At 39.1% G+C, this 23,838-nt stretch carries 19 protein-coding genes; 14 read left to right on the top strand and 5 right to left on the bottom strand.

What is annotated here, in order from left to right; translation table 11 throughout:
* The first annotated feature begins 5 nt into the window (after positions 1-5).
* The 5 genes from FEE95_RS00435 (at position 6) to FEE95_RS00415 (ending at position 8,443) form a co-directional block, all read left to right on the top strand.
* Positions 6-281, top strand: coding sequence for an ATP-dependent Clp protease adaptor ClpS (locus tag FEE95_RS00435; protein ID WP_138655862.1), 276 nt, complete (start codon positions 6-8; stop codon positions 279-281).
* Between the two features lie 70 nt (positions 282-351).
* On the top strand, positions 352-3,126 hold the full coding sequence (locus FEE95_RS00430; RefSeq protein ID WP_238474477.1) for a helix-turn-helix and ligand-binding sensor domain-containing protein: 2,775 nt from the start codon (positions 352-354) through the stop codon (positions 3,124-3,126).
* Positions 3,127-3,428: 302 nt separating this feature from the next.
* Positions 3,429-5,366 carry a PKD domain-containing protein gene (locus FEE95_RS00425; RefSeq protein WP_138655861.1) on the top strand — a complete coding sequence of 646 codons (1,938 nt, stop codon included), beginning with the start codon at positions 3,429-3,431 and terminating at the stop codon, positions 5,364-5,366.
* 97 nt (positions 5,367-5,463) lie between these two features.
* Positions 5,464-7,572: a family 16 glycosylhydrolase gene (locus FEE95_RS22275; protein WP_238474476.1), complete on the top strand. Its 2,109-nt coding sequence runs from the start codon at positions 5,464-5,466 to the stop codon at positions 7,570-7,572.
* 127 nt (positions 7,573-7,699) lie between these two features.
* On the top strand, positions 7,700-8,443 hold the full coding sequence (locus FEE95_RS00415; RefSeq protein ID WP_138657521.1) for a glycoside hydrolase family 16 protein: 744 nt from the start codon (positions 7,700-7,702) through the stop codon (positions 8,441-8,443).
* Here FEE95_RS00415 and FEE95_RS00410 read toward each other — a convergent pair.
* The 4 genes from FEE95_RS00410 to FEE95_RS00395 form a co-directional block, all read right to left on the bottom strand.
* Positions 8,440-8,853 carry a DUF6691 family protein gene (locus tag FEE95_RS00410; protein ID WP_138655860.1) on the bottom strand — a complete coding sequence of 138 codons (414 nt, stop codon included), beginning with the start codon at positions 8,851-8,853 and terminating at the stop codon, positions 8,440-8,442. The genes FEE95_RS00415 and FEE95_RS00410 overlap by 4 nt on opposite strands.
* A gap of 2 nt (positions 8,854-8,855) precedes the next feature.
* Positions 8,856-9,413 (bottom strand): YeeE/YedE family protein, encoded by a 558-nt coding sequence (locus tag FEE95_RS00405; protein ID WP_138655859.1) that lies wholly within the window; start codon positions 9,411-9,413, stop codon positions 8,856-8,858.
* Between the two features lie 90 nt (positions 9,414-9,503).
* Positions 9,504-9,971 carry a hypothetical protein gene (locus FEE95_RS00400; protein WP_138655858.1) on the bottom strand — a complete coding sequence of 156 codons (468 nt, stop codon included), beginning with the start codon at positions 9,969-9,971 and terminating at the stop codon, positions 9,504-9,506.
* Between the two features lie 21 nt (positions 9,972-9,992).
* Positions 9,993-10,913: a ThuA domain-containing protein gene (locus tag FEE95_RS00395; RefSeq protein ID WP_138655857.1), complete on the bottom strand. Its 921-nt coding sequence runs from the start codon at positions 10,911-10,913 to the stop codon at positions 9,993-9,995.
* A 240-nt stretch (positions 10,914-11,153) separates the two neighbouring features.
* Between FEE95_RS00395 and FEE95_RS00390 the strand changes: the two genes are divergently transcribed.
* Genes FEE95_RS00390 through FEE95_RS00355 form a run of 8 tightly spaced genes read left to right on the top strand, consistent with a single transcriptional unit; the run spans position 11,154 to position 21,040 of the window.
* On the top strand, positions 11,154-12,530 hold the full coding sequence (locus tag FEE95_RS00390; protein ID WP_138655856.1) for a Gfo/Idh/MocA family protein: 1,377 nt from the start codon (positions 11,154-11,156) through the stop codon (positions 12,528-12,530).
* A 12-nt stretch (positions 12,531-12,542) separates the two neighbouring features.
* Entirely contained in the window at positions 12,543-13,925 is a 1,383-nt protein-coding gene (locus FEE95_RS00385; protein WP_138655855.1) for a putative oxidoreductase C-terminal domain-containing protein, read from the top strand.
* The gene (locus tag FEE95_RS00380; protein ID WP_138655854.1) at positions 13,926-14,744 is read left to right on the top strand and encodes an SDR family oxidoreductase; all 819 of its coding nucleotides are present in this window, start codon (positions 13,926-13,928) and stop codon (positions 14,742-14,744) included.
* Positions 14,745-14,747: 3 nt separating this feature from the next.
* The gene (gene uxuA, locus FEE95_RS00375; protein WP_138655853.1) at positions 14,748-15,944 is read left to right on the top strand and encodes a mannonate dehydratase; all 1,197 of its coding nucleotides are present in this window, start codon (positions 14,748-14,750) and stop codon (positions 15,942-15,944) included.
* Positions 15,941-16,936: a TRAP transporter substrate-binding protein gene (locus FEE95_RS00370; protein WP_138655852.1), complete on the top strand. Its 996-nt coding sequence runs from the start codon at positions 15,941-15,943 to the stop codon at positions 16,934-16,936. Before uxuA ends, FEE95_RS00370 begins: the two co-directional genes overlap by 4 nt.
* Positions 16,936-17,409, top strand: a complete 474-nt coding sequence (locus FEE95_RS00365; RefSeq protein ID WP_138655851.1) for a TRAP transporter small permease — start codon at positions 16,936-16,938, stop codon at positions 17,407-17,409. The genes FEE95_RS00370 and FEE95_RS00365 overlap by 1 nt, the downstream gene beginning before the upstream one ends.
* Entirely contained in the window at positions 17,410-18,720 is a 1,311-nt protein-coding gene (locus tag FEE95_RS00360; RefSeq protein WP_212748408.1) for a TRAP transporter large permease, read from the top strand. It abuts the gene before it with no gap.
* A gap of 55 nt (positions 18,721-18,775) precedes the next feature.
* On the top strand, positions 18,776-21,040 hold the full coding sequence (locus FEE95_RS00355; protein WP_138655850.1) for a DUF7133 domain-containing protein: 2,265 nt from the start codon (positions 18,776-18,778) through the stop codon (positions 21,038-21,040).
* Between the two features lie 22 nt (positions 21,041-21,062).
* Here the strand turns inward: FEE95_RS00355 and FEE95_RS00350 are convergent, their stop codons facing one another.
* Positions 21,063-22,331 carry a spinster family MFS transporter gene (locus FEE95_RS00350; RefSeq protein ID WP_138655849.1) on the bottom strand — a complete coding sequence of 423 codons (1,269 nt, stop codon included), beginning with the start codon at positions 22,329-22,331 and terminating at the stop codon, positions 21,063-21,065.
* A 331-nt stretch (positions 22,332-22,662) separates the two neighbouring features.
* On the opposite strand from FEE95_RS00350, the gene FEE95_RS00345 reads away from it, so the two are divergent.
* Complete coding sequence (locus tag FEE95_RS00345; RefSeq protein ID WP_138655848.1) at positions 22,663-23,796, top strand: helix-turn-helix domain-containing protein; 1,134 nt, start codon at positions 22,663-22,665, stop codon at positions 23,794-23,796.
* The last annotated feature ends 42 nt before the right edge of the window (positions 23,797-23,838 follow it).

The following is a 23,838-nucleotide window of genomic DNA, read 5'->3' as shown; positions in this document are numbered from 1 at the left end:
ATAGCATGAGTACGAAAGAGAAAATATCCGAAGAATTACTTTTAGAGGAACAGGTCGCAGATCAAAACGAAATCGTTCTCTTTAACGATGACGTAAATACCTTTGATCATGTTATCGATACCTTAATCGATGTTTGTGATCACATTCCTGAACAAGCCGAACAATGCGCTTTGATTGTGCACCACAACGGAAAATGTACTGTGAAAACAGGAGAATTCAGTGATTTGGAACCACGTTGTAGTAGACTTCTGCAAGCAGGATTAAGTGCTGAAATTGTCTAGCCTCTCTTTTTCTTCCAAAGAAAACATTCCTATCTTAAGGTATATATGGATACTATTCATATTCGCTTTATTGGCTTCACAAAAATTAGTGATTGCCCAAGAACTTCCCCCAATTGAAAATTTTTCTCCAATTGATTATGGTGCTGAAAACCAAAACTGGGGTATTTCTCAGTCCAAGCAAAAAAACATCTATGCAGCCAATAATGGTGGACTCCTCGAATTCAATGGTGCGGTATGGAAATTGTATGGATCACCCAATGGTTCAACCATTCGGTCTGTAAAAGCTTTAGACAATACGGTTTATACAGGTTGTTACATGGAGTTTGGTTTTTGGGAAAAGAATGCTGTGGGCGACTTGGAATACACCTCAATAAGCAATGGCCTGACTTTTCCTTTACTAGAAGATGAGGAGTTCTGGAACATAGTGGAGTTAGATGAGTGGGTGCTCTTTCAAAGCCTTGAGCGTATTTATATTTATAATACTTCAGACAAAACCATTAAGGTGATTGACTCTAAATCTACTAAAGCTCACATGTTTAATTTTAATGGAACTATCTATTTTCATAGCACTGAGAATGGACTCTTTAAAATTGAAAACGGCAAATCTGTTTTAGTATCTGATGACCCTATTCTCAAGAATTCCATAATCACCGGAATATTTGCTATTGAGAATAAACCGCTTCTTGTAACTGAAGAGGGAGAATTCTATTTTATGGTTAATGGAAGTTTAATAGAATGGAAAACTTCCTTGAAACAGCAGTCTACATTGATAAATGTTTATAGCAGCCTTCAATTAGATGATGACAGCATTGTTCTAGGAACCATTTCTAATGGAATTTTACATATTGATAAAGAAGGTAAAACACTTCAAAAAATCAACCAAGAAAAAGGTCTTAATAATAATACTGTATTATCCCTTTTTGAGGATACAGAAAACAATTTGTGGTTGGCTCTTGATAACGGAATCAGTGTTGTTAATATTGATTCTCCGTTCAATGAGTACATTGATAAGAATGGAAAGTTAGGAGTAGTTTACGCATCTGCGATATTCAATGATTATTTGTATTTGGGAACCAATCAGGGTCTATTTTATAAACCCGTCAATAGTGATGAAGATTTCCGTTTTGTTAAAGGTACTGAGGGTCAAGTCTGGTTGTTGAAAGTAATCAATATAACTCTTTTCTGTGGACATAATAAAGGTACTTTTAAAATAGAACAGGACAGGGCAGAGCTCATTTCTGATTTCCCCGGTACGTGGGATATGAAGCCTATTCCAAGTCACAATAATCTATTGCTTCAAGGAAATTTCAATGGTTTAAGTGTTTTAGAAAAGCTCAATGGCAAATGGACATTAAGAAATGAAGTTGAAGGTTTTGATATATCAAGTCGTTTTTTTGAATTTGTTGGCGAGAATCGAATAGTCGTAAATCGCGAACTGAAAGGTGTTTTTAAATTGAATTTAAGTAAGGATTATAGAAAAGTCGTCAAGGTTGAAAATGAAGTTTCCAAAGGTGTTGGTGCTAGTTTGGTCACCTACTTGGATGATATCCTTTATACATGTGATAACGGAATTTTTAAATACAATTCCAGTCAAGCCAAATTTGTTCTTGACACATTACTTACCAATGCATTTTATGAAGGCTCTGATAACCCCATTGGTATTTTCATTCCTGACGAAAAATCAAAACGTCTTTGGTGCTTTACTAGCCATAGTATTGCCTATGCTTCTCCAGGGAAGTTTGATGCAAATTCCGAAATAAACAAAATAGCAATTCCCGCATATGTCCGTAAAAACCTAGGAGTTTTAGGCTTTGAGAGTTTAACTCCCTTAGGCGATGAGAAGTATTTAGTAGGGATTTCCAACGGTTACCTAACCGTAGATTTGAATAAGTTAGCTTCTAAAGAGTATCAAGTTCTAATCAATTCCATATCCAACAAAACCAGTGATTCTGCCAAAGAGAAAGTTTCCAAAGAGAATAACGCTCACTTTGAATTTTCTAAGAACAATCTGTTCTTCTCATATAATGTTCCCGAATTTGACAAGTATACCGAAGTCAATTATCAGTACCAATTGGAAGGTATATATGACGTTTGGAGCGATTGGTCGCGTACTTCAAATATATCTTTTGAGAATTTGCCATTTGGTAATTACGAATTTAAAGTCAGGGCGAAAATAGGGGGTCACCTTTCAATGAATACAGCCACTTATGCCTTTAGAATTGAAAGACCATGGTACCTCTCTAACTTTGCAATCTTCATATATGTACTGGGATTTGTGCTTCTCTCCCTTCTAATTCACAGATTGTATAAGAACTATTATAAAAAACAGCGAGAGCAACTTTTGAATGAAAACAAGAAGAAGTTAAAGCGTAAAAAGCTAAAATCTCAAAAGAAAATCATTCAGATTAAAAACGAGAAATTACGAGAAGAAGTTGAAAGTAAGAACAGAGAGCTGGCGATTTCAACGATGAGTATAATTAAAAAGAATGAGTTTTTAAATGCTATTAAAGATCAACTTAAAGGCAGTGAGGAAAACCCGCAAGTTAAGTCCGTCATTCGTACGATAGACCGAAATATTAATAACTCCGATGATTGGAAGTTCTTTGAGGATGCCTTTAATAATGCGGATAAAGATTTTCTAAAAAAAGTGAAGAATACGCATCCCGGACTAACGGCAAACGACTTGCGTTTATGCGCTTATCTCAGATTAAATCTATCTTCAAAAGAGATTGCCCCATTACTTAATATCTCTGTTCGAAGCGTTGAAGTAAAACGCTATCGTTTGCGTAAAAAAATGAATCTTCCTCACGAAGATGGTCTTACGGACTATATAATGGAAATCTGAATACTACAACACTCCGCTTGTTTACCACAACATTACCCATACAAATCTGAATTTATGGGTATAAACCTTTGATAACCTGTAAATTGATAATATGGCTGTAATGGTCGTCAATAATTGATGATATAGCCGTTTTAAGGACTTTTTTTTGAATTGTATGTTTTTTGTATGGGTTCTTTTTGTGGATTCCTCCTTATAGAATAATAAATTGTCCCGATGTTATTTGTACCTGCTTTGCCATCCAATTTTTGATACGACAGTGCAATTATTGAAAAAGAAATCAAACTAATTAAAGAAAACAAACAATGAAAAAATTAAAGTATTTAGTAATCTGTTTATTAGCATTCACCTTGAGTTGTGAGGAAGACGACAGCCCAGTGGTTTTGCCATTGGCAAACCTTGCTGCCACATCGGAAGTTACTATGGATGGTTCCGGTACAGTTACCATCAGAGCTGCTGCGCAGGGAGCAAAATCATATACTTTTGATTTTGGTGACGGAACTACAGGTGAATCACTAACGGGTTATATCGTAAAGACCTATGAGATGACTGGGGATAATACGTATACTGTAACTATCACAGCTATTGATGAAGCTGGATCTAGTATCACAGAAACTGTGCAAGTTTCAGTTAGTGTAGATGCCGAGATTCCCGCGGAAATTAATTTGTTGACAAGTGGTACTACTAAAACTTGGTATTTGGCAGCTTCTGAACCAGGACACCTTGGGGTTGGACCTGCACGTGAAGGAATTGATGGGGATTGGTGGTATCCTAAGTGGTACTCCGCAATGGCTTTCGAAAAATGTGGTAGTGAAGAATCGGATTGTTTGTGTGATGATGAACTTACCTTCTCTGTCAATAGTGCTGGAGAAGTTACCTATGAACTAAATAATAATGGGCAAACGTATTTCAATGTTGGACATCTTGCCGCGGCGGGAGGTTCAGGTGATACGGATTTATGTTATGATTTTGATACCTCAGGGTCTAAGTCTGTAGCTTTATCTATGGTATCTGGAAATGTTCCTGATGACCAAACAACTGGCATACAAATGGATATTGCTGATGGTGGTTTTATGGGATACTACGTAGGTTCTTCAACTTATGAGATACTTTCCATTACTGAAAATTCTTTACATGTAAGAACTTACGATACAGCCAATCCTGATTTGGCTTGGTACCATATGTTTGCTTCAGAACCAGCAACTCCCCCTACACCCGGAAACGATATGGAGCCTTCAGCTGCTGCCCCTGTGCCAACAGTAGACGCAGCGAACGTGATATCTCTCTTTAGCGATGCCTATACCGATGTTGCCGTGGATACATGGCGAACGGATTGGTCGCAGGCCACCTTAGAAGATGTTGATGTGGCTGGTGATGCAACTAAGAAATATAGTGAGTTGAACTTTGTTGGTGTTGAGACCGTATCAAGTCAGATAGATGCCTCAGCGATGACACATTTCCATACAGATATTTGGACCGCAGATGCAACTGAAATACGAATCAAATTAGTTGATTTTGGTGCCGACGGAGCTTTTGACGGTGGAGATGATGTTGAACATGAGATTGTGGTGTCAAGTCCGGCTCAAGGAGAATGGGTGAGTTTAGACCTTCCTTTGGCAGATTTCGCCGGATTGACTACTAAAGCTAATATAGCGCAGTTGATTTACTCTGGAGACCCTTCCGGTGCGTTAACAGTGTATATAGATAACGTGTACTTCTATGATGCTGGTACCACGACTCCTACTGGACCTACAAGCGCTGCTCCGACACCATCTTTAGATGCTACTGATGTAATTTCAATGTTTAGTAATGCTTATACGAATGTAGCTGTTGATACTTGGAGAACAGATTGGTCCCAAGCTTCTTTAGAAGATATAATGGTGGCAGGGGATGATGTCAAAAAGTATAGCGAATTAAACTTTGTTGGGGCTGAAACCGTTTCGAGTCAGATTGATGCTACGACAATGACACACTTCCATACAGATATTTGGACAGCAGATGCTACCGAAGTTAGAATCAAATTAGTTGACTTTGGACCTGATGGTGCTTTTGACGGCGGTGACGATGTGGAACATGAAATCGCGATAACTAATCCGAATCAAGGAGAATGGGTTAGTGTGGACATTCCTTTGACAGATTTTACTGGTCTTGTAAATACAGCTAACATAGCTCAGCTAATTTACTCTGGAGATCCATCTGGAGCGATAACGATTTATGTAGATAACGTCTATTTCCATAAATAGGATTTAAAAATTGAGCGAGGTATTTAAATTCTACCTTGATAAATGCTTTGTAAAACTCGTCAGCCATAGGTGGCACTTTAACCTTAAAAAAAAGAAAATGAAAAAATTAAAGTATCTATTTATTTGTTTATTCGCAATCACTTTGAGTTGTGAAGATGACGATGGTCCTGCTGTTTTGCCATTGGCAAATCTTGCAGCGACTTCAGAAGTTAGTATGGACGGTTCGGGAACAGTTACCATAACGGCAACAGCTCAGGGAGCAAAATCGTACACTTTTGATTTTGGTGACGGTACAACAGCTGAGTCTCTAACTGGTTATATTGTTAAAACATATGATATGACTGGTGATAATACATATACAATTACCATAACTGCATTTGATGAAGCAGGATCTAGTATTACTGAAACGGTGCAGGTATCTGTAAGTATTGCTGCCGAAATACCCGCGGAAATTAACTTGTTGACCAATGGTACAACTAAAACTTGGTTTTTGGCGGCTTCTGAACCTGGACACCTTGGAGTTGGGCCTGCACGTGAAGGAATTGACGGAGATTGGTGGTACCCAAAATGGTACTCGGCCCAAGCTTTCGAAAAATGTGGGAGCGAGGATTCAGATTGTTTATGTGATGACGAATTGACTTTTTCAATCAATAGTAGCGGAGAAGTAACTTATTCTTTGGATAACAAGGGACAGACTTATTTTAATGTGGGACATCTTGCAGCAGCTGGGGGTACAGGAGATATGGATCTTTGTTATGATTTTGATGCTTCAGGTGAAAAGGCCGTAACCATATCAATGGTTGATGGTAATGTGCCCGCTACTGAAACAACAGGAATCCAAATGGATTTTGCCGATGGAGGGTTCATGGGCTACTATGTAGGTTCTTCGACTTATGAAATATTATCAATTACTGAAAATTCGTTACATGTCAGAACATATGACACCGCGAATCCTGATTTAGCCTGGTACCATAGATTTACTGCTGAAGCACAAATGAATACTGGTGATGAAAGCTTAGAGACTGTATTTACAAACTTAGTTTGGTCTGATGAATTTGACGTTGATGGAGCGCCAAATCCGGCTAACTGGACCTATGATTTAGGTGCCGGTGGCTGGGGTAATGGTGAGGCCCAGTCCTATACCGATGATCCTGCAAATGTTAAAGTTGAAGGCGGTATGCTAAAGATTACTGCTATAGGCTCTGGAGATAATGGAAATGTTTTGCATTACTATGATGACGTGACCTTGGTAGCTATAGGTGGAGGAACTTCTACAATTGAAGATTTCGAAGGAACAGCACCTGCATTTACAGGTTTTGGCGGTACTAGTACTGAAGTTATTGATAATCCAGATGCCAGTGGCGAAAATACAACAAGCAAAGTTGCACAGTCAACAAAACCAGTTGGCGCTGAAGTCTGGGCCGGATCCTTTTTCGATTTGGATACTCCACTCGATTTAGTGAACTCTACGAGTATAAGCATTAAAACGTGGTCTCCAGCAGTAGGTGCCGTAGTTAGATTGAAGATTGAAGACAAAGGTGATAATACTAAATTCCTTGAGATTGATGCGAATACAACGGTAGCAAATGCATGGGAGACCCTAACTTTTGATCTTAGCGCTGCAGCCCCTGCCGTTGATCCAACGTTTAACTATGACAGATTTGTTCTATTCTTTGATTTCGGAGTTAGTCCAACTGGAGATGCTGCGTATACCTCTGCTCGAATTAAATCAGAGAACCTGTATGAGTTCACGTATGGTAGAGTTGAGATTAGAGCCAAACTTCCTTCAGCTGGAGGTACATGGCCGGCCTTATGGACATTAGGAGCAAACTTTGATGAAGTGGGATGGCCTACTTGTGGAGAAATGGATATCATGGAACATGTTGGTAATAATCCTAATGTCGTTTCTAGTGCCTTACATTACCCGGGCAATTCTGGAGGTAGTGCAGTTACAAGTTCTACTTCCGTGCCAACAGCTACTTCAGAATTCCATAATTATACCATGGAATGGACAGCCGACAGCATCAAATTTGTCGTTGATGATGAGTTGATTCACACCAGTTTTGCAAACACAACAGATACGCCTTTTAATAGTGATTTCTTCTTTATAATGAACATTGCTATGGGTGGTACCTTAGGTGGAAGCATTGATCCGGCATTTACAGAGGACACAATGGAAGTAGACTATATTAGAGTTTATCAATAATTTAAGTTAGGTTTTATGAAGGCCAATGGTTTCCCCCGCCATTGGCTTTTTTAATTTTTTGGATATGAAAAGTCTATTTCTGTTAATTTTTACAGCTATTTTTTTTTATGGATTTGGTCAAAACGCCATGCTACCAAATCAAATTGAATACTCCATCGAAGTAGCATCCGATTCCTTGGTTTGGTCTGAAGAGTTTGATGGAACTTCTCTGAATGAAAAACTCTGGAACTATGAATTGGGTGATGGTTGCCCAAATCTCTGCGGATGGGGGAATAACGAACCTCAAATCTATACCAAAACAAATCATACCCTTAAAAACGGGTTTCTTCATATTCAAATCAGGAAGGAAGATACTGCATATACATCTACAAGAATTACGACAGAGAAGAAGTTCGAATTTCAATATGGTAGAGTAGAAGCTAGAGCAAAGCTGCCAATTGGCAAAGGTATTTGGCCCGCAATTTGGATGTTAGGTTCGAACCATCGAGAGGTCGGTTGGCCCCTTTGTGGTGAAATCGACATTTTGGAATATGTAGGTCGGGAACCTCATATCGTTTTTAACTCATTGCATACAAAAGATAGCCACGGTGAAACAATAAATACCAAAAAGACTAAGATTGATGATATTGAGGAAGGTTTTCATACCTATGTTGCAGACTGGTCACCCAAAAAAATAGATTTTTATGTGGATGGGGATTTACTGTATTCTTTTGAACCCAAAGTGCACACCAAAGAAATTTGGCCTTTTGACCAACCATTTTATTTGATTTTAAATAGTGCGATAGGAGGTAATTTTGGGGGGCATGATATTGACGACAGTGTCTTACCTCAAGAATTTGTTATTGATTATGTAAGAGTATACAAGAACTAGTGTGGAAGTTTGTTTTTAAGAACTCCATAAACAAAGGTGCCTAAAGTTGCTGCGGCAATTACCAAAAGCATACTGCTAACGCCAGTACCCAGAAGTATGTACATAGGTCCAGGACAAGCACCTGCTAATGCCCATCCAAGCCCAAAAATGGTACCTCCAATGATGTATCGGGCAAAGCTTTTATCTTTTGGGGCTAAGTGTATTTCGTTACCTTCTATACTTTTCACCTTGAATCTTCTAAAAATCCATAGAAATAGAATCCCTAGAAAAACTGCTGAACCGATAATTCCAAACATATGGAAAGATTGAAACTTGAACATTTCAAAAATACGATACCAAGAAACGGCTTCCGATTTTACAAGAATAATTCCGAAGAAAATACCAACGAATAAGAATTTTAAAAATTTCATACTTAAAAGATTAGGGGAAGTAAAAAGTGAGTCATTAGGAGTCCTCCAATAAAAAATCCAATTACTGCAATTAGAGAGGGGAGTTGTAGATTGCTTAAACCAGTAATCGCATGACCTGAAGTACAACCTCCGGCATAGCGGGTTCCGAACCCAACCAAGAATCCGGCAAGGACTAAGATGGAAAAACCTTTAAAAGTCATGATACTATCCCAATGATAAATTTCCGCAGGTAATAATGTAGCACCAGCATTTTGAAATCCCAAAGTGTTTAAGTCAGCAATTGTTTCTGGATTCAAATCGATTGCTGAGCCGTCTGATAGAAATTGGACGGCAATAAACCCGCCAATAATCGCTCCTAGAACTACGGTAAGATTCCACTTTTGGGCTTTCCAATCGAATCTGAAAAAATCAGCGTATTTTCCGGCACCTCCAATAGAACATAAGGTTCGAAGGTTTGAGGACATTCCAAAGGTCTTTCCGAAGAAAACTAAAATTGCCATTACCAAAGCGATAAGCGGACCAGAAACATACCATGGCCAGGGTTTAAGAATTACTTCCATTTTTTAAGAATTTGGGCAAATGTAGTAGAAAATGTATTTGCCAATGGTAATAAAAGTTACACTCTAAAAGGAATGTATATTCGGATACTATTACTTGGTAAAGGCAACACTTTGAAACCCAGGTAAATCATCTCCAATTTGACGGGTCAATGTGTCCCCGCTTAGGTTGTAAACCGTAGGTTCGAAGCTACCATTGAGATTCAGCTGGTTGTTAGAAAAGGTCCAAGTACCTTTGCTCGTATCCGCGTCTCCACAGTCAATAAAAAATAATCCTCCGGTAATGCTGGTAACGTTGATTCGAATGACATTGAGATTCCAAGATGTATCAGTATTTATTGTAAGGGTTCCGGTGATGCAAGTCATTTCATCCAAAAGATTTGTAGACGCCGTACCATCATCATTTGCATCTTGTGCCGGACTTACATTAACCGCTGATAGAGTATAAGTGCCAATTACCTTGGCATTTTCATCGGTTTGAGATGGCCCGTCATCACTAGAACAGGCAGTCAAAAATAAAGTCAAAACGATTAGGATAAGAGTAGGTTTTGAAAAACGCATAGAATTTTTTTGGTAAGATAATTATTTTTTCCCGATGGAGGAATCATCACACTTTAAATCACCAACAACATATTGCATGCCATCTAAGAAGAATTGAAGCAATTCGGGATTCTGCATACTGTGCGCATTATGCGATGGGGAACTATAAAATACTCTGCCCTTTCCATGTCTTTTTATCCAAGAAACATAAATAACTTTCTCATCAGCCACTTCTTTCATACCTTCAATCTTATCTACTTCCATATAAAGTAATGGTCTGAAATTATAGTCGAAATAGGCATTTTTAAAGAAATAGGGTTCATCAACATGTGTAAGCCCGTTACCCTTAAAAGCTTTGACCATGGGATGATTCTTATCAACTTCTTTTACATGTATCTCTTGTTGTTTCGGGTGATAATCAAAACTCCCTCCGGTCATTTTACTAAAGGCAACGGAATTGTTCTGTACAACTATCCCACCATGCATAAGCATTAGGCCACCGCCTTTAGAGACGTAATTGATGAGGTTCTCTTCGTATTTGGGTGCCTGTGTTTTGATTTGTTCCTCGCTTAGCGAGGTGTTCGCTTTTAAAAGGTCAGAGAACAAATCCCGTTCAGGCCCAGCAGGATTGGGATTATTCAAAATTATGGCATCATATTTTTTTAGGTTTTTTTTGGTGAACTGTTCAATGTCATATCCCACGTGTACTTCGAAGGCACCTGTTTTTTTAGCGAGTATTTTTAGCATTTCTATGTTGTGCGGAATAGTCCAATGGTAAAACCCTGTGGCCTTTGAAAAAACAAGTATTTTCTTTTTAGAGTCCGTACTAATTGTAGTCTTCGAGGGGGCTAATTTTTCGATAGACGCTAGCCATTCATCAGTGATTTCCAGTGGCTCAATACTTTGCGAATGGCTATTTAAGAAATGAAAAATCATTAAAAAGGACAGTAGTATTCTTTGCATTATTTAGTCTTTTTGCTTTATTTCGTTAACGTTCACGTTTTTGACAAACTTTCCTGACCCAAAATCGATTAGGATTTGTAAATTACCGAATAATTTTGAATTGCAGTTTGAAGTAACCGACCAAATAAGAAACGCTATTAGACCTTTCCTTTTAAGTACTACCTTTTTTAAAAATGGGAGAATGGTTTATTGAGTTATTCGATTACTTCGAGCTACTAACCTTAAATATAGACTGAACAGATGCAACGTAGAAAATTTATCAGTAAAACCGCTTTAGGGACTGCTGCGGCAGTTGGTTTTCCATCCATTGTTCCCGCAAGTGTTTTGGGCAAAGATGCACCGAGTAATAAAATAAACATTGGTCAGATTGGTTGTGGTCGTATCGCGATCAGCCATGATATGCATGACACCTTAAAATTTGATGAGGCAAGAATTATGGCCGTCTGTGATTTAGATTCCATTCGAGTGACTAAAGCAAAGATTTTTTTGGATCAGGCCTATCAGGAAAAAACAGGCAAGGCAAATTACATGGATACTAAAACTTATAGTGATTATCGTGAAATGCTCTTAAATAAAGATATTGATGCGGTGATGATAAGTACGCCTGACCACTGGCATTCACAACCTGCTATGGAAGCTGCTTTGGCTGGAAAAGATATCTATCTGCAAAAACCAACCTCATTAACGGTAAGGGAAGGCCAACAACTACAGGCTGCTGTACAACAAAAGAATGTGATTCTTCAAGTGGGAACACAACAACGGGCCATGCCGCAGTTTCGTGTTGCCGCAGAATTAGTTCGAAATGGTAGAATAGGAAAAGTTCACACCGTAAAAATTGGATTACCGGGAGACCCTGGCGGCCCAGAAGTGACAGAAATGCCGATACCTAAAAATTTAAATTTTGACATGTGGTTGGGTTCGACACCTGAAGTGCCTTACAATGAAATAGGCGTACATCCACAGAACGATTATAGTCGCCCAGGTTGGCTACGACATCGGAATTACGGTGCAGGAATGATTACCGGATGGGGCCAACACCATTACGATTCAGCGGCATGGGGAATGAACACAGAGCTTACAGGTCCGATTTCAGTTGAGGCACTTTCCGAATTTCCAAAGTCCGGATTTTGGAACGTACATGGTGATTTCTTGGTAAAACATGAATATGAAAATGGTATGACGACATACACTAGCGGTGGCTATACAAATGGAATTAAATATATTGGTGATGACGGTTGGATATTCGTTTCCCGTGGCGATTATCAAGCATCTGCTTCGGATCCAGTTGACAAGGAAAAAAGTGCAAAAGCATTGAATGCTTCCGACCCAAAAATATTGGAATCCGTAATTGGGGAAAATGAAATCCATTTAGAAAAAATTGATGACCAACATGGAAACTGGTTGGATTGTATCAAAACTCGAAAAGTCCCAATTTCACCAATTGAAAAAGGACATAAAGCATGCACCATCTGTTTGATTAGTGATATTGCTATGCAGTTCGATAGAAAACTAAACTGGAACCCAGAAACGGAAATGTTTGTCAATGATGATGAGGCAAATGCCATGTTACGTAGAGAACAACGCAAGCCTTATGGAACTGATTCTGTCAAGGTTTAGATTTGATATAAAATGAAAAACTATTTAATTGGAATTTTACTATTAAGTCTTTCCTTTTCGTGCGCGGAAAAACAGTTCGAAGAGAAAAATAAGCAGGAACCAACTATGGATAAAGTAAAACTTATGACATTGGATCCAGGTCATTTTCATTCGGCCCTGGTTCAGAAAACCATGTATCCGCAAGTGGACTCAACGGTATATGTTTTTGCTCCTGAAGGTCCCGAAGTTCAAGATTTTTTAAACAAAATCGAGCAATACAATACACGAGCTGAGCATCCGACTGGATGGAATGTAAAAACGAATTTTGGTGATGACTACCTCGAGCAAATGATTGCTCAGAAACCAGGCAATGTAATGATGGTTGCGGGTAAGAACTCCAAGAAAATCGACTATATCTTAGAAGCGGTAAAAGCCGGATTGAACGTTTATGCGGATAAACCTCTGGTCATTAATCCTGAGGGATTTGTAAAACTGAAGGAGGCCTTCGAAATTGCTGAAGAGAACGGAGTGATGATTTATGATATCATGACAGAACGTTTTGAATCAACAACTATGATGCAGAAACTATTCTCCACTTTACCTAAGGTATTTGGGGAATTGGTGGATGGTACGCCAGATGAACCTGCAATCAGCAAAGAAAGTGTCCATCATTTTTTCAAATATGTTTCTGGAAACCCCTTGGTTAGACCGGCTTGGTTTTTTGATGTCAATGAAGAGGGAGAAGGAATAGTGGATGTAACCACCCATTTGGTCGATTTGGTGCAGTGGGAAGCTTTTCCTGAACAAATTATTGATTCTACGGATGTTGAAATGCTTAAGGCAAAGCGTTGGCCAACGGTACTTAGTTTAGAGGAATTTACGAAAGTTACGAAGTTGAGTGACTATCCTGAATATCTTAAAAAAGATGTAGCAAAAGATGGTTTGAACGTGTATTCCAATGGAGAAATGATTTACAAAATCAAAGGCAAGCACGCCAAAGTTTCCGTGATTTGGAATTATCAAGCCCCAGAAGGAACTGGAGATACCCATTATAGTATCATGCGAGGAACCAAATGTGATTTGATTATCAAACAGGGTGCCGAGGAAAACTATAAACCGGTATTATACATTCAACCCTCCATAAAAAGCCCTTTTGAAGACATACTTCAAAGCGCTATCGATACCCAGATTCAAAAGTTATTTCCTGGAACTACAGCTGAAAAAATGTCCGATGGTCTCTGGAAAATCAATATTCCTGATGAATTCAAAATCGGTCATGAGGCACATTTTGCACAAGTGACCGATAATTATTTACAATATTTGGAAGCAGGAGAACTCCCCGAATGGGAAATTCCAAATATGATAACAAAATATTATACAACCATCGCCGCATATAAAATGGCAAAAGAAGATTAAATGAGTGAACTATTATCATTAAATAATAAAAATTACGCCCTTTCAGGTGGCACAGGTGCCTTAGGAGGTTCTATTGCAAAATACCTTGTTGAAAACGGAGCCAATGTACTTCTTTTAGGCAGGTCATTGGACAAACTTGAGGCCAAACAAAAAGAACTCAATACTATCGCTGATAACAGCACCTATATTTTCGTAGTAGATGTAATGAATGAAGAGGCGTTGAAGAATTTAAAAGATACCATTGAAAAAGATTTTGGACGTCTTGACGGACTCGTGAACCTTGCGGGAGGAAACATTCCCGGAGCGACTTTAAAACCAGACCAGACGATTCGCGATATCGAAGTGAGGGATACAAGAAAAGTGGTGGATATCAATTTATTTGGTACTGTAATCCCCACTATAATTTTAAGTGAATTGATGGTAAAACAAGGCCATGGCTCTGTGGTAAATATATCTTCTATGGCCTCAAAACAAACTATTTCAAGAGTTTTGGGATATTCCATGGCAAAGGCTGGCGTAGATATTTTTACTAAGTGGATGGCGAATGAGCTTGCGTCGAAGCATGGAGATAAGATTCGTGTCAACGCAATCGCCCCAGGATTTTTCATAGGAAATCAGAATCGAAGATTATTGACCAATGAAGATGGTTCTTACACCGCACGTGGAAATGATATCATCAAGAATACGCCTATGGGTCGTTTTGGTGATGCATCCGAACTGAACGGCATGGTGCATTATCTTTTAAGTGATGCTTCAAGTTTCGTGACAGGAAGCATTTTTGATGTAGATGGCGGGTTCAATTCATTTTCAGGAGTATAGTCAATGGAGTATTTAAAGAAAACATTTCGATGGTTCGGACCTTCTTTTGGGGTAACGCTTGATGATATCAAACAGATTGGAGTAGAAGGTGTCGTTGCTGCTTGCCAAGAAGTTCCCTTAGGTGAAGTTTGGTCCGTTGAGACCATTGCATCGCTAAAAAACGAAATCGAATCTCAAGGATTGGAATGGTCAGTGGTGGAGAGTGTCAATATTCATACGGCTATTAAATATGGACTCCCAGAAAGAGATGCCTACATCGCTAATTATATTCAGACTTTAAAAAACCTTGCTGCAAACGGCATCTATGTAGTTTGCTATAATTTCATGCAGTTGATTGATTGGACGCGTACCAATTTGGACTATATTTTACCGTCTGGAGGTTCCGCCTTGTACTATAGTCCCATAGCTGCCGCAGCTTTTGACCTCTTTATCTTGAAAAGGGAAAATGCAAAGCAGACATATACTGATGATATCTACAAAGAAGCAAAAAACTATTTCGAGGGATTATCGGAAGGGCAAAGAAAAAAGTTAGAAGAATCAATTCTAGCAGGAATGCCTGGTTCTAGAAAATTAATTGCACTTGACCAGTTCAAAAAGAATCACGCTACTGTTCTAGAGATTAGCAAAGAACAACTTCAAGAAAACCTATCGTATTTTTTGAATGCCATTATTCCAGAGGCGGAAAAACTAGGGGTGAAAATGGCCATACATCCCGATGATCCGCCATTCTCGATTTTTGGGGTTCCTAGAATTGTTTCGAATTATGAAGAACTGAAATTTTTACTGGAATGCTGCCCTTCGCCTAGCAATGGACTAACTTTTTGTTCTGGTTCTTTGGGAGCATCCGGAGCTAATGATTTGGTGAAAATCGTGGAAGATTTTGGGGATAAAATCCATTTTATCCATTTAAGAAATGTTGCGAGAAATGCAGATGGTAGTTTTTATGAAGCAGAGCACTTGGGTGGCTCTGTGCCAATCGACAAAGTCATGAAAGCTATTGTCAAAGAACAAATAAAAAGACATGAAAAAGGCAAAATAGTTTCCATTCCCATGCGTCCGGACCATGGTCATGTTTTGTTGGATGATAAAAAACGACAAGCTGATTTTTATTCTGGCTATTCCCTCATAGGAAGGGCAATGGGCTTGGCACAACTTTCAGGTCTGGAAAAGGGTATCCGCGAAAATTTAATTGAAGCATGATAAAACCAAAAGCTATTAAGAAGTCTATTGTTTTGGGAACCCTTACACTTTTGTGTTTGATATTATCCTCATGTGCAGCGGTAAGTGACACCAAGGTGCTTTATTTTGCACATTCATTGCCTACTTCTCATCCGGTGCACAAAGGAATTTTGGATATGCAAAGTATCTTAAATGAAAAGTCCGGAGGTAAATTGCAAATCAAGGTTTTTCCTGACGGACAACTAGGTTCAGAGCGCGAGGTATTGGAGCTTTTGCAAATCGGAAGTATAGCGATAACGAAGGTGAGTGCCTCTGCCTTATCGAATTTCGCACCGGAATATCAGATAACCGTTATTCCCTATTTATTTCGCGATGATGCCCATTTATGGAGAAATTTAGAGGGCGAAGTTGGAGAACAACTGTTGGCAAGTGGCAGTGAATATTTATTACGTGGTTTGTGTTTTTATGATGCGGGAGCACGAAGTTTTTATACAAAGGAAAAGCCTATTAATTCTCCTGACGATTTAACCGGCTTGAAAGTTAGGGTACAAAACGACCAAATGTCTGTCTCTATGGCAAACACTTTAGGAGCTTCTGCAACTCCAATGGCTTTCAGTGAACTCTATACCGCTTTGCAACAAAATGTGGTCGATGGAGCCGAGAATAATATTCCTTCTTTTGTGACTTCCAATCATTTTGAGGTTTGTAAGTATTACACTTTTGATGAGCATACGATGATTCCTGATGTGGTCATTATCGGTACTAAATTCTGGGACAAATTATCAGATCAAGAAAAGAATTGGCTTCGTGCTGCCTCAAAAGAGAGTGTCGTTGCCCAGAAAAGATATTGGAAGGAAACGATTGCGGAGCAAATGGAGATGCTTAAAAAAAATGGTGTCCAGTTCACATATCCTAACAAAGAGGCCTTCCAAGAAAAATCTAGGCCCATAATGGAAAACATGAAGAAGGACCCAAAGATGAAAGCTATCATTGATAAAATAAATGCAAACTAATGGAGAAGACCTATCAATTTCTGAACAAGGTCATAGAATGGCTTTTGGTAACCATATTCGCTTTGCTCGTGATTGATGTTGTCTGGCAGGTAATCTCGCGATATGCAGTCGGAAAGCCAAGCTCGTTTACAGAAGAATTTGCACGATTCGCGTTGATTTGGCTAACCGTTTTGGGAGCAGCTTATATCAACGGACAAAAAGAAGGACATCTTTCTATGGATTTCCTTTTGTCAAAATTACCAGAAAACAAAAGACATTCCAGACAAAAGGTAATTCAAATCGTCATGGCACTTTTTGCCCTGATTATCATGGTAATCGGTGGTGGGAATTTGGTATATACCACCTTGAGTCTAGGTCAGATTTCGTCTGCCCTTAATGTTCCTTTGGGATTTGTGTATTCCATAGTTCCGATATGTGGACTTGTAATCATGTTCTTTTCCTTTTACAATATCAAAAAACTAAACTTCGAATAGATGAGTATTGAAATCATAAGTATTATTGTTCTTTTCGTCAGTTTTTTTGGATTGTTGGCCTATGGTGTTCCGGTTGCGTATTCTATTGGAGTTTCAACCATGCTTACATTGTTGTTGAACATTACATTCTTACCGGCTATTACGACTGCAAGTCAGCGCATGACCACCGGTATTGATAATTTTGCCTTGTTGGCTATTCCCTTTTTTGTACTTGCTGGAGAGCTTATGAATAGAGGCGGTATTGCTCAACGTTTGATTGATTTTGCGAAGTCCCTGATTGGTAGTTTGCCTGGAGGCTTGGCATTTGTAAATGTGATTTCGGCAATGCTATTTGGTGCCATTTCGGGTTCAGCCATCGCTGCAGCCTCGGCTATCGGTAGCACACTTACCGATAAAATGGAAAAGGAAGGCTACCCTCGGGAATTCAGTGCAGCAGTGAATATCAGCTCGTCAACCACGGGATTATTGATTCCTCCTAGTAACGTTTTAATAGTTTTTGCATTGGCGAGTGGCGGCACTGCCTCTGTGGCCGCACTGTTCGTTGCGGGATATTTACCTGGAATCCTGGTGGGTCTGGCGATAATGATTATGGTCTACATTTATGCCAAACGGAAAAAATTGCCAAGAGCCCCAAGGGTTGGTTTCAAGAAATTATTTACCGATTTCAAAAATGCGGTTTTGAGTTTGACCCTTTTGGTAATCGTAGTGGGCGGTATTGTCGCAGGAATTTTCACCGCAACCGAAGCTGCGGCTATCGCTGTGGTTTATGCAGCATTGTTAGGGTTTTTAAACAAGGAATTGAAGTTTTCAGATTTGAGGCCCGTGCTACTGAAAAGCGCAAAGACCACCGCCATAGTCATGTTTTTGATTGCCACCTCCATGGCAATGTCATGGTTGTTTTCCTTTGAAGGGATTCCACAATTGATGACCGATACCATTTTGGACAATGTGAGTAATCCCATCGTTATCTTTTTGATTATAAATATTGTGCTGCTCATTGTGGGAACCTTTATGGATATGACTCCTGCAGTGCTTATTTTCACCCCCATCTTTTTACCTGTGGCAATGGCCTTGGGCATGCATCCGGTTCAATTTGGGATGGTCATCGTTTTGAACCTATGTATCGGTATTTGTACCCCTCCGGTCGGTACGCTTTTATTTGTAGGTAGTGGGGTTGCGGAAGTTCCTGTGACGAAAGTGATTAAGCCTCTATTGTCATTATTAGCAGCAATGACAGCGGTACTTTTTCTGATTACCTATCTTCCAGAGATATCCCTTTGGCTACCGAGGGTATTTGGATTGATTGACTAATGATTATTGAGTAGTCATCCTTATCTTTACAAAAAAGCTTGCACTCCGGATTCCTATGCGATTTATTATTTCCGTACTTCTTTTTTGCATTTTGTTTTCTTGCCAGACCTCTTTTGAGGAACCGGTTATTTCCTTGGATGGATATCAAATCGAAGATGGATTTGAATTAGAACTAATCGCTTCAGAACCTTTACTCGAGGCACCTGTAGCAATGGATTTTGATGCCAAAGGAAGAATTTGGGTCGCTCAGATGCCGGGATATATGAACGACATGCAAGGTTCGGATGAGGATAAACCTGTCGGAAGTATTAAAATCCTCGAGGATTTGGATAACGACGGAGTGGTCGACCGGGCCAAAATATTTTTGGATAGCCTAGTGATGCCAAGAGCTTTAGCACATGTATACGGGGGACTTTTATATGCAGAACCGCCTTTTCTGTACTTTGTGGATATTGAAAATGATAAGCCTGTGAATCGCATTGTTGTGGATTCCATTTATGCAGCGGATGGAAATCCTGAACATCAACCAAACGGACTCCTATTAAACATTGACAACTGGATTTATAACGCAAAGTCAAATTTCAGGTACCAACGTAAAAACGGGGTTTGGAAAAAAGAACCCACAACTTTTCGGGGACAATGGGGTATCTCGCATGACAACTTTGGAAGATTGTATTACAATAATAATTCGCAACAACTATTGGGCGATCATGTATTGCCCAATCGTTTGATTCGCAATAAGCATTTTACACCCAAAGCAGGCGTAAATCGAAAGCTCACGGATGACCAACGTGTATATCCTTTACATGCTACTGCCGTGAATAGAGGGTATGCTCCCGGAGTACTCACTGCCGATAGTGTTTTGGTGAATACCACAGCAGCGGCAGGTCTAATGGTATATCGAGGTGGAGTTTTTCCTGAGGGATATGACCAGAATGTGTTTGTAAGTATTCCCGAAGGAAACCTAATCAAACGCAATATTTTGACCTTTACAGGAGATTCCACAATCGCAAAACAAGCTTGGGAAGGCAAGGAATTTTTGGCTTCTACGGATGAAGGCTTCCGTCCAGTAACGCTAAAAAACGGTCCGGATGGGAGTATGTATATCGTAGATATGCATCGCGGCATTATTGGCCATCATGCCTATTTGAGTCCGTATTTTAAAAAGAAGACCGAAGAGAACCGTTTGGATACCTTGACCAATTTTGGTCGCATTCTAAAAGTAAAGCAATCAGGTTCCATTGTTGAAAAAATCCCCAATTTTGATGGGTTGAGTGGTACCGAACTGATAGAGTTCCTAAAACATAAAAATGGATGGATACGTAGTCGCGCACAGCATTATCTGATTTTTAAAGAGAAAAAAGAAGTGCTATCTGAATTGAAAGATTTGGCCTTGAATTCGGAAAATGAACTTGCTCAAATTCATGCGCTTAATGTTTTAGAAGGATGGGATACTTTAGACTTTGATTTTTTGGCTAAGGTGGCAAAATCAAGTTCGTCTGATGCTGCGGCTCATGCTATTGTCTTGTTAGAGCAATTTGCCACGAAAGAGAATTGGAGCAAGGCTCTATCGCTTTTTAAAGAAATATTCAAACGCGATGAAGTAAAATTGGATTTATATATAAGTAGCACATTAGGTAAATGGATGCCCTATGAAGGGAAATTTTTCTTTCATCAAGCTATTTTTATTCTTAAGAAATACAAAGAGAATCCAATAGTTCAAGAAGCCATGTTAAGTAGTTTCGCTGATGGCGGAGAAGAACTCTTGAGAGGACTTAATTTTTTACTGGTATGGGAGGATGAAAAAATTATTGACCGGTTGGAAAATACCATTAAAAATAAAGAGCAGGAAGTTGTTAACCCTATTTTTTCGCGAAAGTTCCTCGAGGAAGATAATAGGACTGTAGGAGGCAAAATGTATTTACAAATTTGTGCCGCCTGTCATGGTGCAAACGGCGAAGGTATTGATGGACTGGCACCACCACTAATGAATTCGGAACATGTGGCCGATGCGCAACGATTGGGACTCATCATTCTTCACGGACTGCAAGGTCCTGTTTCAGTGAATGGACAAGAATACGAATTCAATTTGGCCATGCCAGGTCTGATACGAAACGAAACGATTTCTGATAAGGATATTGCCGATGTCATGGCTTATGTGACGAATGCGTTTTCCGATATACCCACCTTTCTAAATAAGGATGAGGTATCCAAGTTACGGGCCATCAAACCTAAAAGCGGTGCTGAATACACAGAGCAAGAACTAAAGGAATTTTCGAAAAAGCACGGTTCTGAAAAACCGGTTCTAAAAATATTCTAACACTTCGGTTTTCTATAATTTATCAAATCAAATCTTTTCGAATGCTTTTTGACGCTATGTAAAAACAAAAAGCACTAAGAATACTGGCGATTACCGAATTGCTCAGCGCCCAACGTAAAGCATCAACACCCATCGTAGGTTGCAGCGCATCACTAATAATACCACCAACGAAAGGTCCGAATCCAAGACCGATGATGTTAAGCACAAAAAATAGTATTGCCGAGGCCAGAGCCCGCATTCGAACGTTCACAATACCATGCGTAAGTGCGATACAAGGTGCCAAATACAATGAATTCAGGAAGGCTGGGATTATGATAGCAAACAGTGTGGTATTCGCCGCAGTTGCGAAAAATGCCACTAGAGCCAAGGGAATCGCAAAAAGAAGCGCCATGGCCGGAAGCCACAAATACCAACGCATATCTTTTTTTGAAAGACGGTCGGTCAAGTATCCTCCCATAAAATAGCCAACTCCTGTTCCTATTCCGAAAATAAGGGAGAGCCAAGTTCCGATTTCCCCACTGCTCATTCCATGAACCCTGGCCATAAAGGGTGGTAGCCATGAACTTATTGTATAGCTGACATATGCCGCTAGTCCAGCTCCTACGGCGATATAACGAAAAGATTTTTTATTCCGAAGCAATCGAAATACGTCCTTCATGGAATGTTGTTGTTCGGCAAGGTCTTTTTCTTTTTCCGAAAGTCCGCGGGGAGGTTCTTTGACCGTGAAACGAAGAATCAATGCGAATAGAATCCCTGGAATACCAACCACGAGAAAAGCAGTTCGCCAACCGAAATATTGATTTATCCATCCTCCCAGTAGAAACCCGAGTAAGATACCAATGGAGATTCCCGTGGAATAAATGGCCAAGGCCGTTGCCCTTTTTTTAGCAGGATACAAATCTGAGATAATGGAATGTGCTGGAGGACTTCCCCCAGCTTCGCCAATACCAACCCCGATTCGGGCAAGGAGCAATTGTATAAAGTTTTGAGCACTTCCGGAGAGTGCTGTAAAAGCACTCCAAACGGCCAAGGAGATGGCAATAATATTTCTCCGATTGCCTTTATCCGCCAAGCGTGCAATAGGAATTCCGAAGGAAACATAGAAAATGGCAAAAGTGAATCCGGACATCAGACCGAGCTGGGTATCCGATAGGCCCAATTCTTGTTTAATGGATTCCTGAAGAATGACCAAAATCTGCCGGTCGATAAAATTAAAGACATATACCACGGTGAGGATAAAGAGGGTATAGCCGCGATACTTGACAGTTAAATTTGCAGTTGGTTCGGTCATTGGTGTTGTACGAAGTATTTTAGTACTTCTGTATTCCTCTTAAGGTACTGTTTTTTTAGGAGAAGTCTTTTCCGCTTTTTGTAAATCCTTATATTTAGGGACTGTTTGGCTCCGTTATGAACACAACCGAAAAAGTGGATTTTCTACAAACCTCAAGAGCAAAATCCTCTCGTAAACCGAAGTCTTTGATTTGATTAATCGATTATTGGTAGTGAAGTAAATTCTGCAATTTCCTGAATAGGTTATATACTGTTTTTGCTTAGTATCGTAACAACAACCTTTTTTAAGTGTCTATTAAAAAGAATCTTATTTTTGAGCTTAAAGGTAGGTAATGGACTTATTAATTGATTTTGTTTTAATCGGGGGAATTTTCGCCACCCTATTGATTTTATTTCTATTGATAAAATCAGAACAAAAAGCCCTACCGCAAAAGCTATTGGTAATTTTCTTTACCACCTTATGCTGTTTTCTGTTGAACTCTTATGCAGAAAATCACAACATTGCTATTTTATTCGTTCTTACGTTTCTGCTTAGTTTCTGTATAGAAGTCTTATTGGGGCCTCTAATTTATCTATATATCAAATCACTCTTTGAAGACAACAAGAGCTTGCTCAAAAAAAATTGGTTGCATTTTATACCGCTAGTGCTCCATACTATCTTTTTAACCATCCCCATGCTTATTTATATTTTCAAAGAAGAGTATCCTTTCTCTTATTTTGAATATTTAAATGAAAATAGCGACTATGTTGTTGCTGCATTGATGCTATACCTTTTATTTTACCTTTTAATATCGTTAAAATTATTTCATAAATACAGAAATGCGATGCAATTGAATTATTCTTCAATAGATGAGAGTAATTTCCGTTGGGTAAAAAAAATGTTAATAGGCGCCATAATAATTTCATGTATCGAATTGTTCATCGATTTATATGAAATTTTTGTAACTGAATTGCAATGGCAAACAGCAAATATTACCCTTATTTCGGTTATCATTTGGATTGCATACTTAGGTTACTACGGGATAAATCAAACCAAAGTGCTCTTGCCAGATTTTTTAATTAAAAAAGAACCTTTGGCGAATAGTAGCAAGGAAAAAACAAATGTCCCTTCGAGTTTAACCCCAGCGGACAAAAAAGTCTTAGAAACACGATTAGAAAATATACTTCGAATTGACAAACCCTATTTAGATGAAGATCTTACTTTGGGTAAATTGGCGAAAATGGTCGATACAACCGATAAGAAACTTTCCGGATTTTTAAATCAAGAAATGAAAACTACCTTTTATGACCTTATTAATACCTACAGGGTCGAGGCCGTTAAGAATAAGCTTGGTGCTACTGAATATGAAAACCTTACCCTTTTGGGTATCGCTTATGAATGTGGCTTTAAATCAAAGACCAGTTTCAACCGCATCTTCAAGCGAGAAACAGGTTTATCTCCCTCAGAATACAAGAAAACTCTCTAACAGAATTAACTGAAATAAGGCCCATTGCATCCAAAGGAGCGC

Origin of the sequence: Maribacter algarum (ex Zhang et al. 2020), from assembly GCF_005885635.1 — a bacterium.
GTDB classification, from domain to species: domain Bacteria; phylum Bacteroidota; class Bacteroidia; order Flavobacteriales; family Flavobacteriaceae; genus Maribacter_C; species Maribacter_C algarum.
This window is presented reverse-complemented; position numbering and strand designations above follow the sequence as displayed.

Excerpts from the sequence above, each read along its gene's own strand:
- FEE95_RS00435 (WP_138655862.1), top strand. The coding sequence starts at position 6 with ATGAGTACGAAAGAGAAAATATCCGAAGAATTACTTTTAGAGGAACAG.
- FEE95_RS00425 (WP_138655861.1), top strand. The coding sequence starts at position 3,429 with ATGAAAAAATTAAAGTATTTAGTAATCTGTTTATTAGCATTCACCTTG.
- FEE95_RS22275 (WP_238474476.1), top strand. The coding sequence starts at position 5,464 with ATGAAAAAATTAAAGTATCTATTTATTTGTTTATTCGCAATCACTTTG.
- FEE95_RS00415 (WP_138657521.1), top strand. The coding sequence starts at position 7,700 with ATGCTACCAAATCAAATTGAATACTCCATCGAAGTAGCATCCGATTCC.
- FEE95_RS00410 (WP_138655860.1), bottom strand. The coding sequence starts at position 8,853 with ATGAAATTTTTAAAATTCTTATTCGTTGGTATTTTCTTCGGAATTATT.
- FEE95_RS00405 (WP_138655859.1), bottom strand. The coding sequence starts at position 9,413 with ATGGAAGTAATTCTTAAACCCTGGCCATGGTATGTTTCTGGTCCGCTT.
- FEE95_RS00400 (WP_138655858.1), bottom strand. The coding sequence starts at position 9,971 with ATGCGTTTTTCAAAACCTACTCTTATCCTAATCGTTTTGACTTTATTT.
- FEE95_RS00395 (WP_138655857.1), bottom strand. The coding sequence starts at position 10,913 with ATGCAAAGAATACTACTGTCCTTTTTAATGATTTTTCATTTCTTAAAT.
- FEE95_RS00390 (WP_138655856.1), top strand. The coding sequence starts at position 11,154 with ATGCAACGTAGAAAATTTATCAGTAAAACCGCTTTAGGGACTGCTGCG.
- FEE95_RS00385 (WP_138655855.1), top strand. The coding sequence starts at position 12,543 with ATGAAAAACTATTTAATTGGAATTTTACTATTAAGTCTTTCCTTTTCG.
- FEE95_RS00380 (WP_138655854.1), top strand. The coding sequence starts at position 13,926 with ATGAGTGAACTATTATCATTAAATAATAAAAATTACGCCCTTTCAGGT.
- uxuA (WP_138655853.1), top strand. The coding sequence starts at position 14,748 with ATGGAGTATTTAAAGAAAACATTTCGATGGTTCGGACCTTCTTTTGGG.
- FEE95_RS00370 (WP_138655852.1), top strand. The coding sequence starts at position 15,941 with ATGATAAAACCAAAAGCTATTAAGAAGTCTATTGTTTTGGGAACCCTT.
- FEE95_RS00365 (WP_138655851.1), top strand. The coding sequence starts at position 16,936 with ATGGAGAAGACCTATCAATTTCTGAACAAGGTCATAGAATGGCTTTTG.
- FEE95_RS00360 (WP_212748408.1), top strand. The coding sequence starts at position 17,410 with ATGAGTATTGAAATCATAAGTATTATTGTTCTTTTCGTCAGTTTTTTT.
- FEE95_RS00355 (WP_138655850.1), top strand. The coding sequence starts at position 18,776 with ATGCGATTTATTATTTCCGTACTTCTTTTTTGCATTTTGTTTTCTTGC.
- FEE95_RS00350 (WP_138655849.1), bottom strand. The coding sequence starts at position 22,331 with ATGACCGAACCAACTGCAAATTTAACTGTCAAGTATCGCGGCTATACC.
- FEE95_RS00345 (WP_138655848.1), top strand. The coding sequence starts at position 22,663 with ATGGACTTATTAATTGATTTTGTTTTAATCGGGGGAATTTTCGCCACC.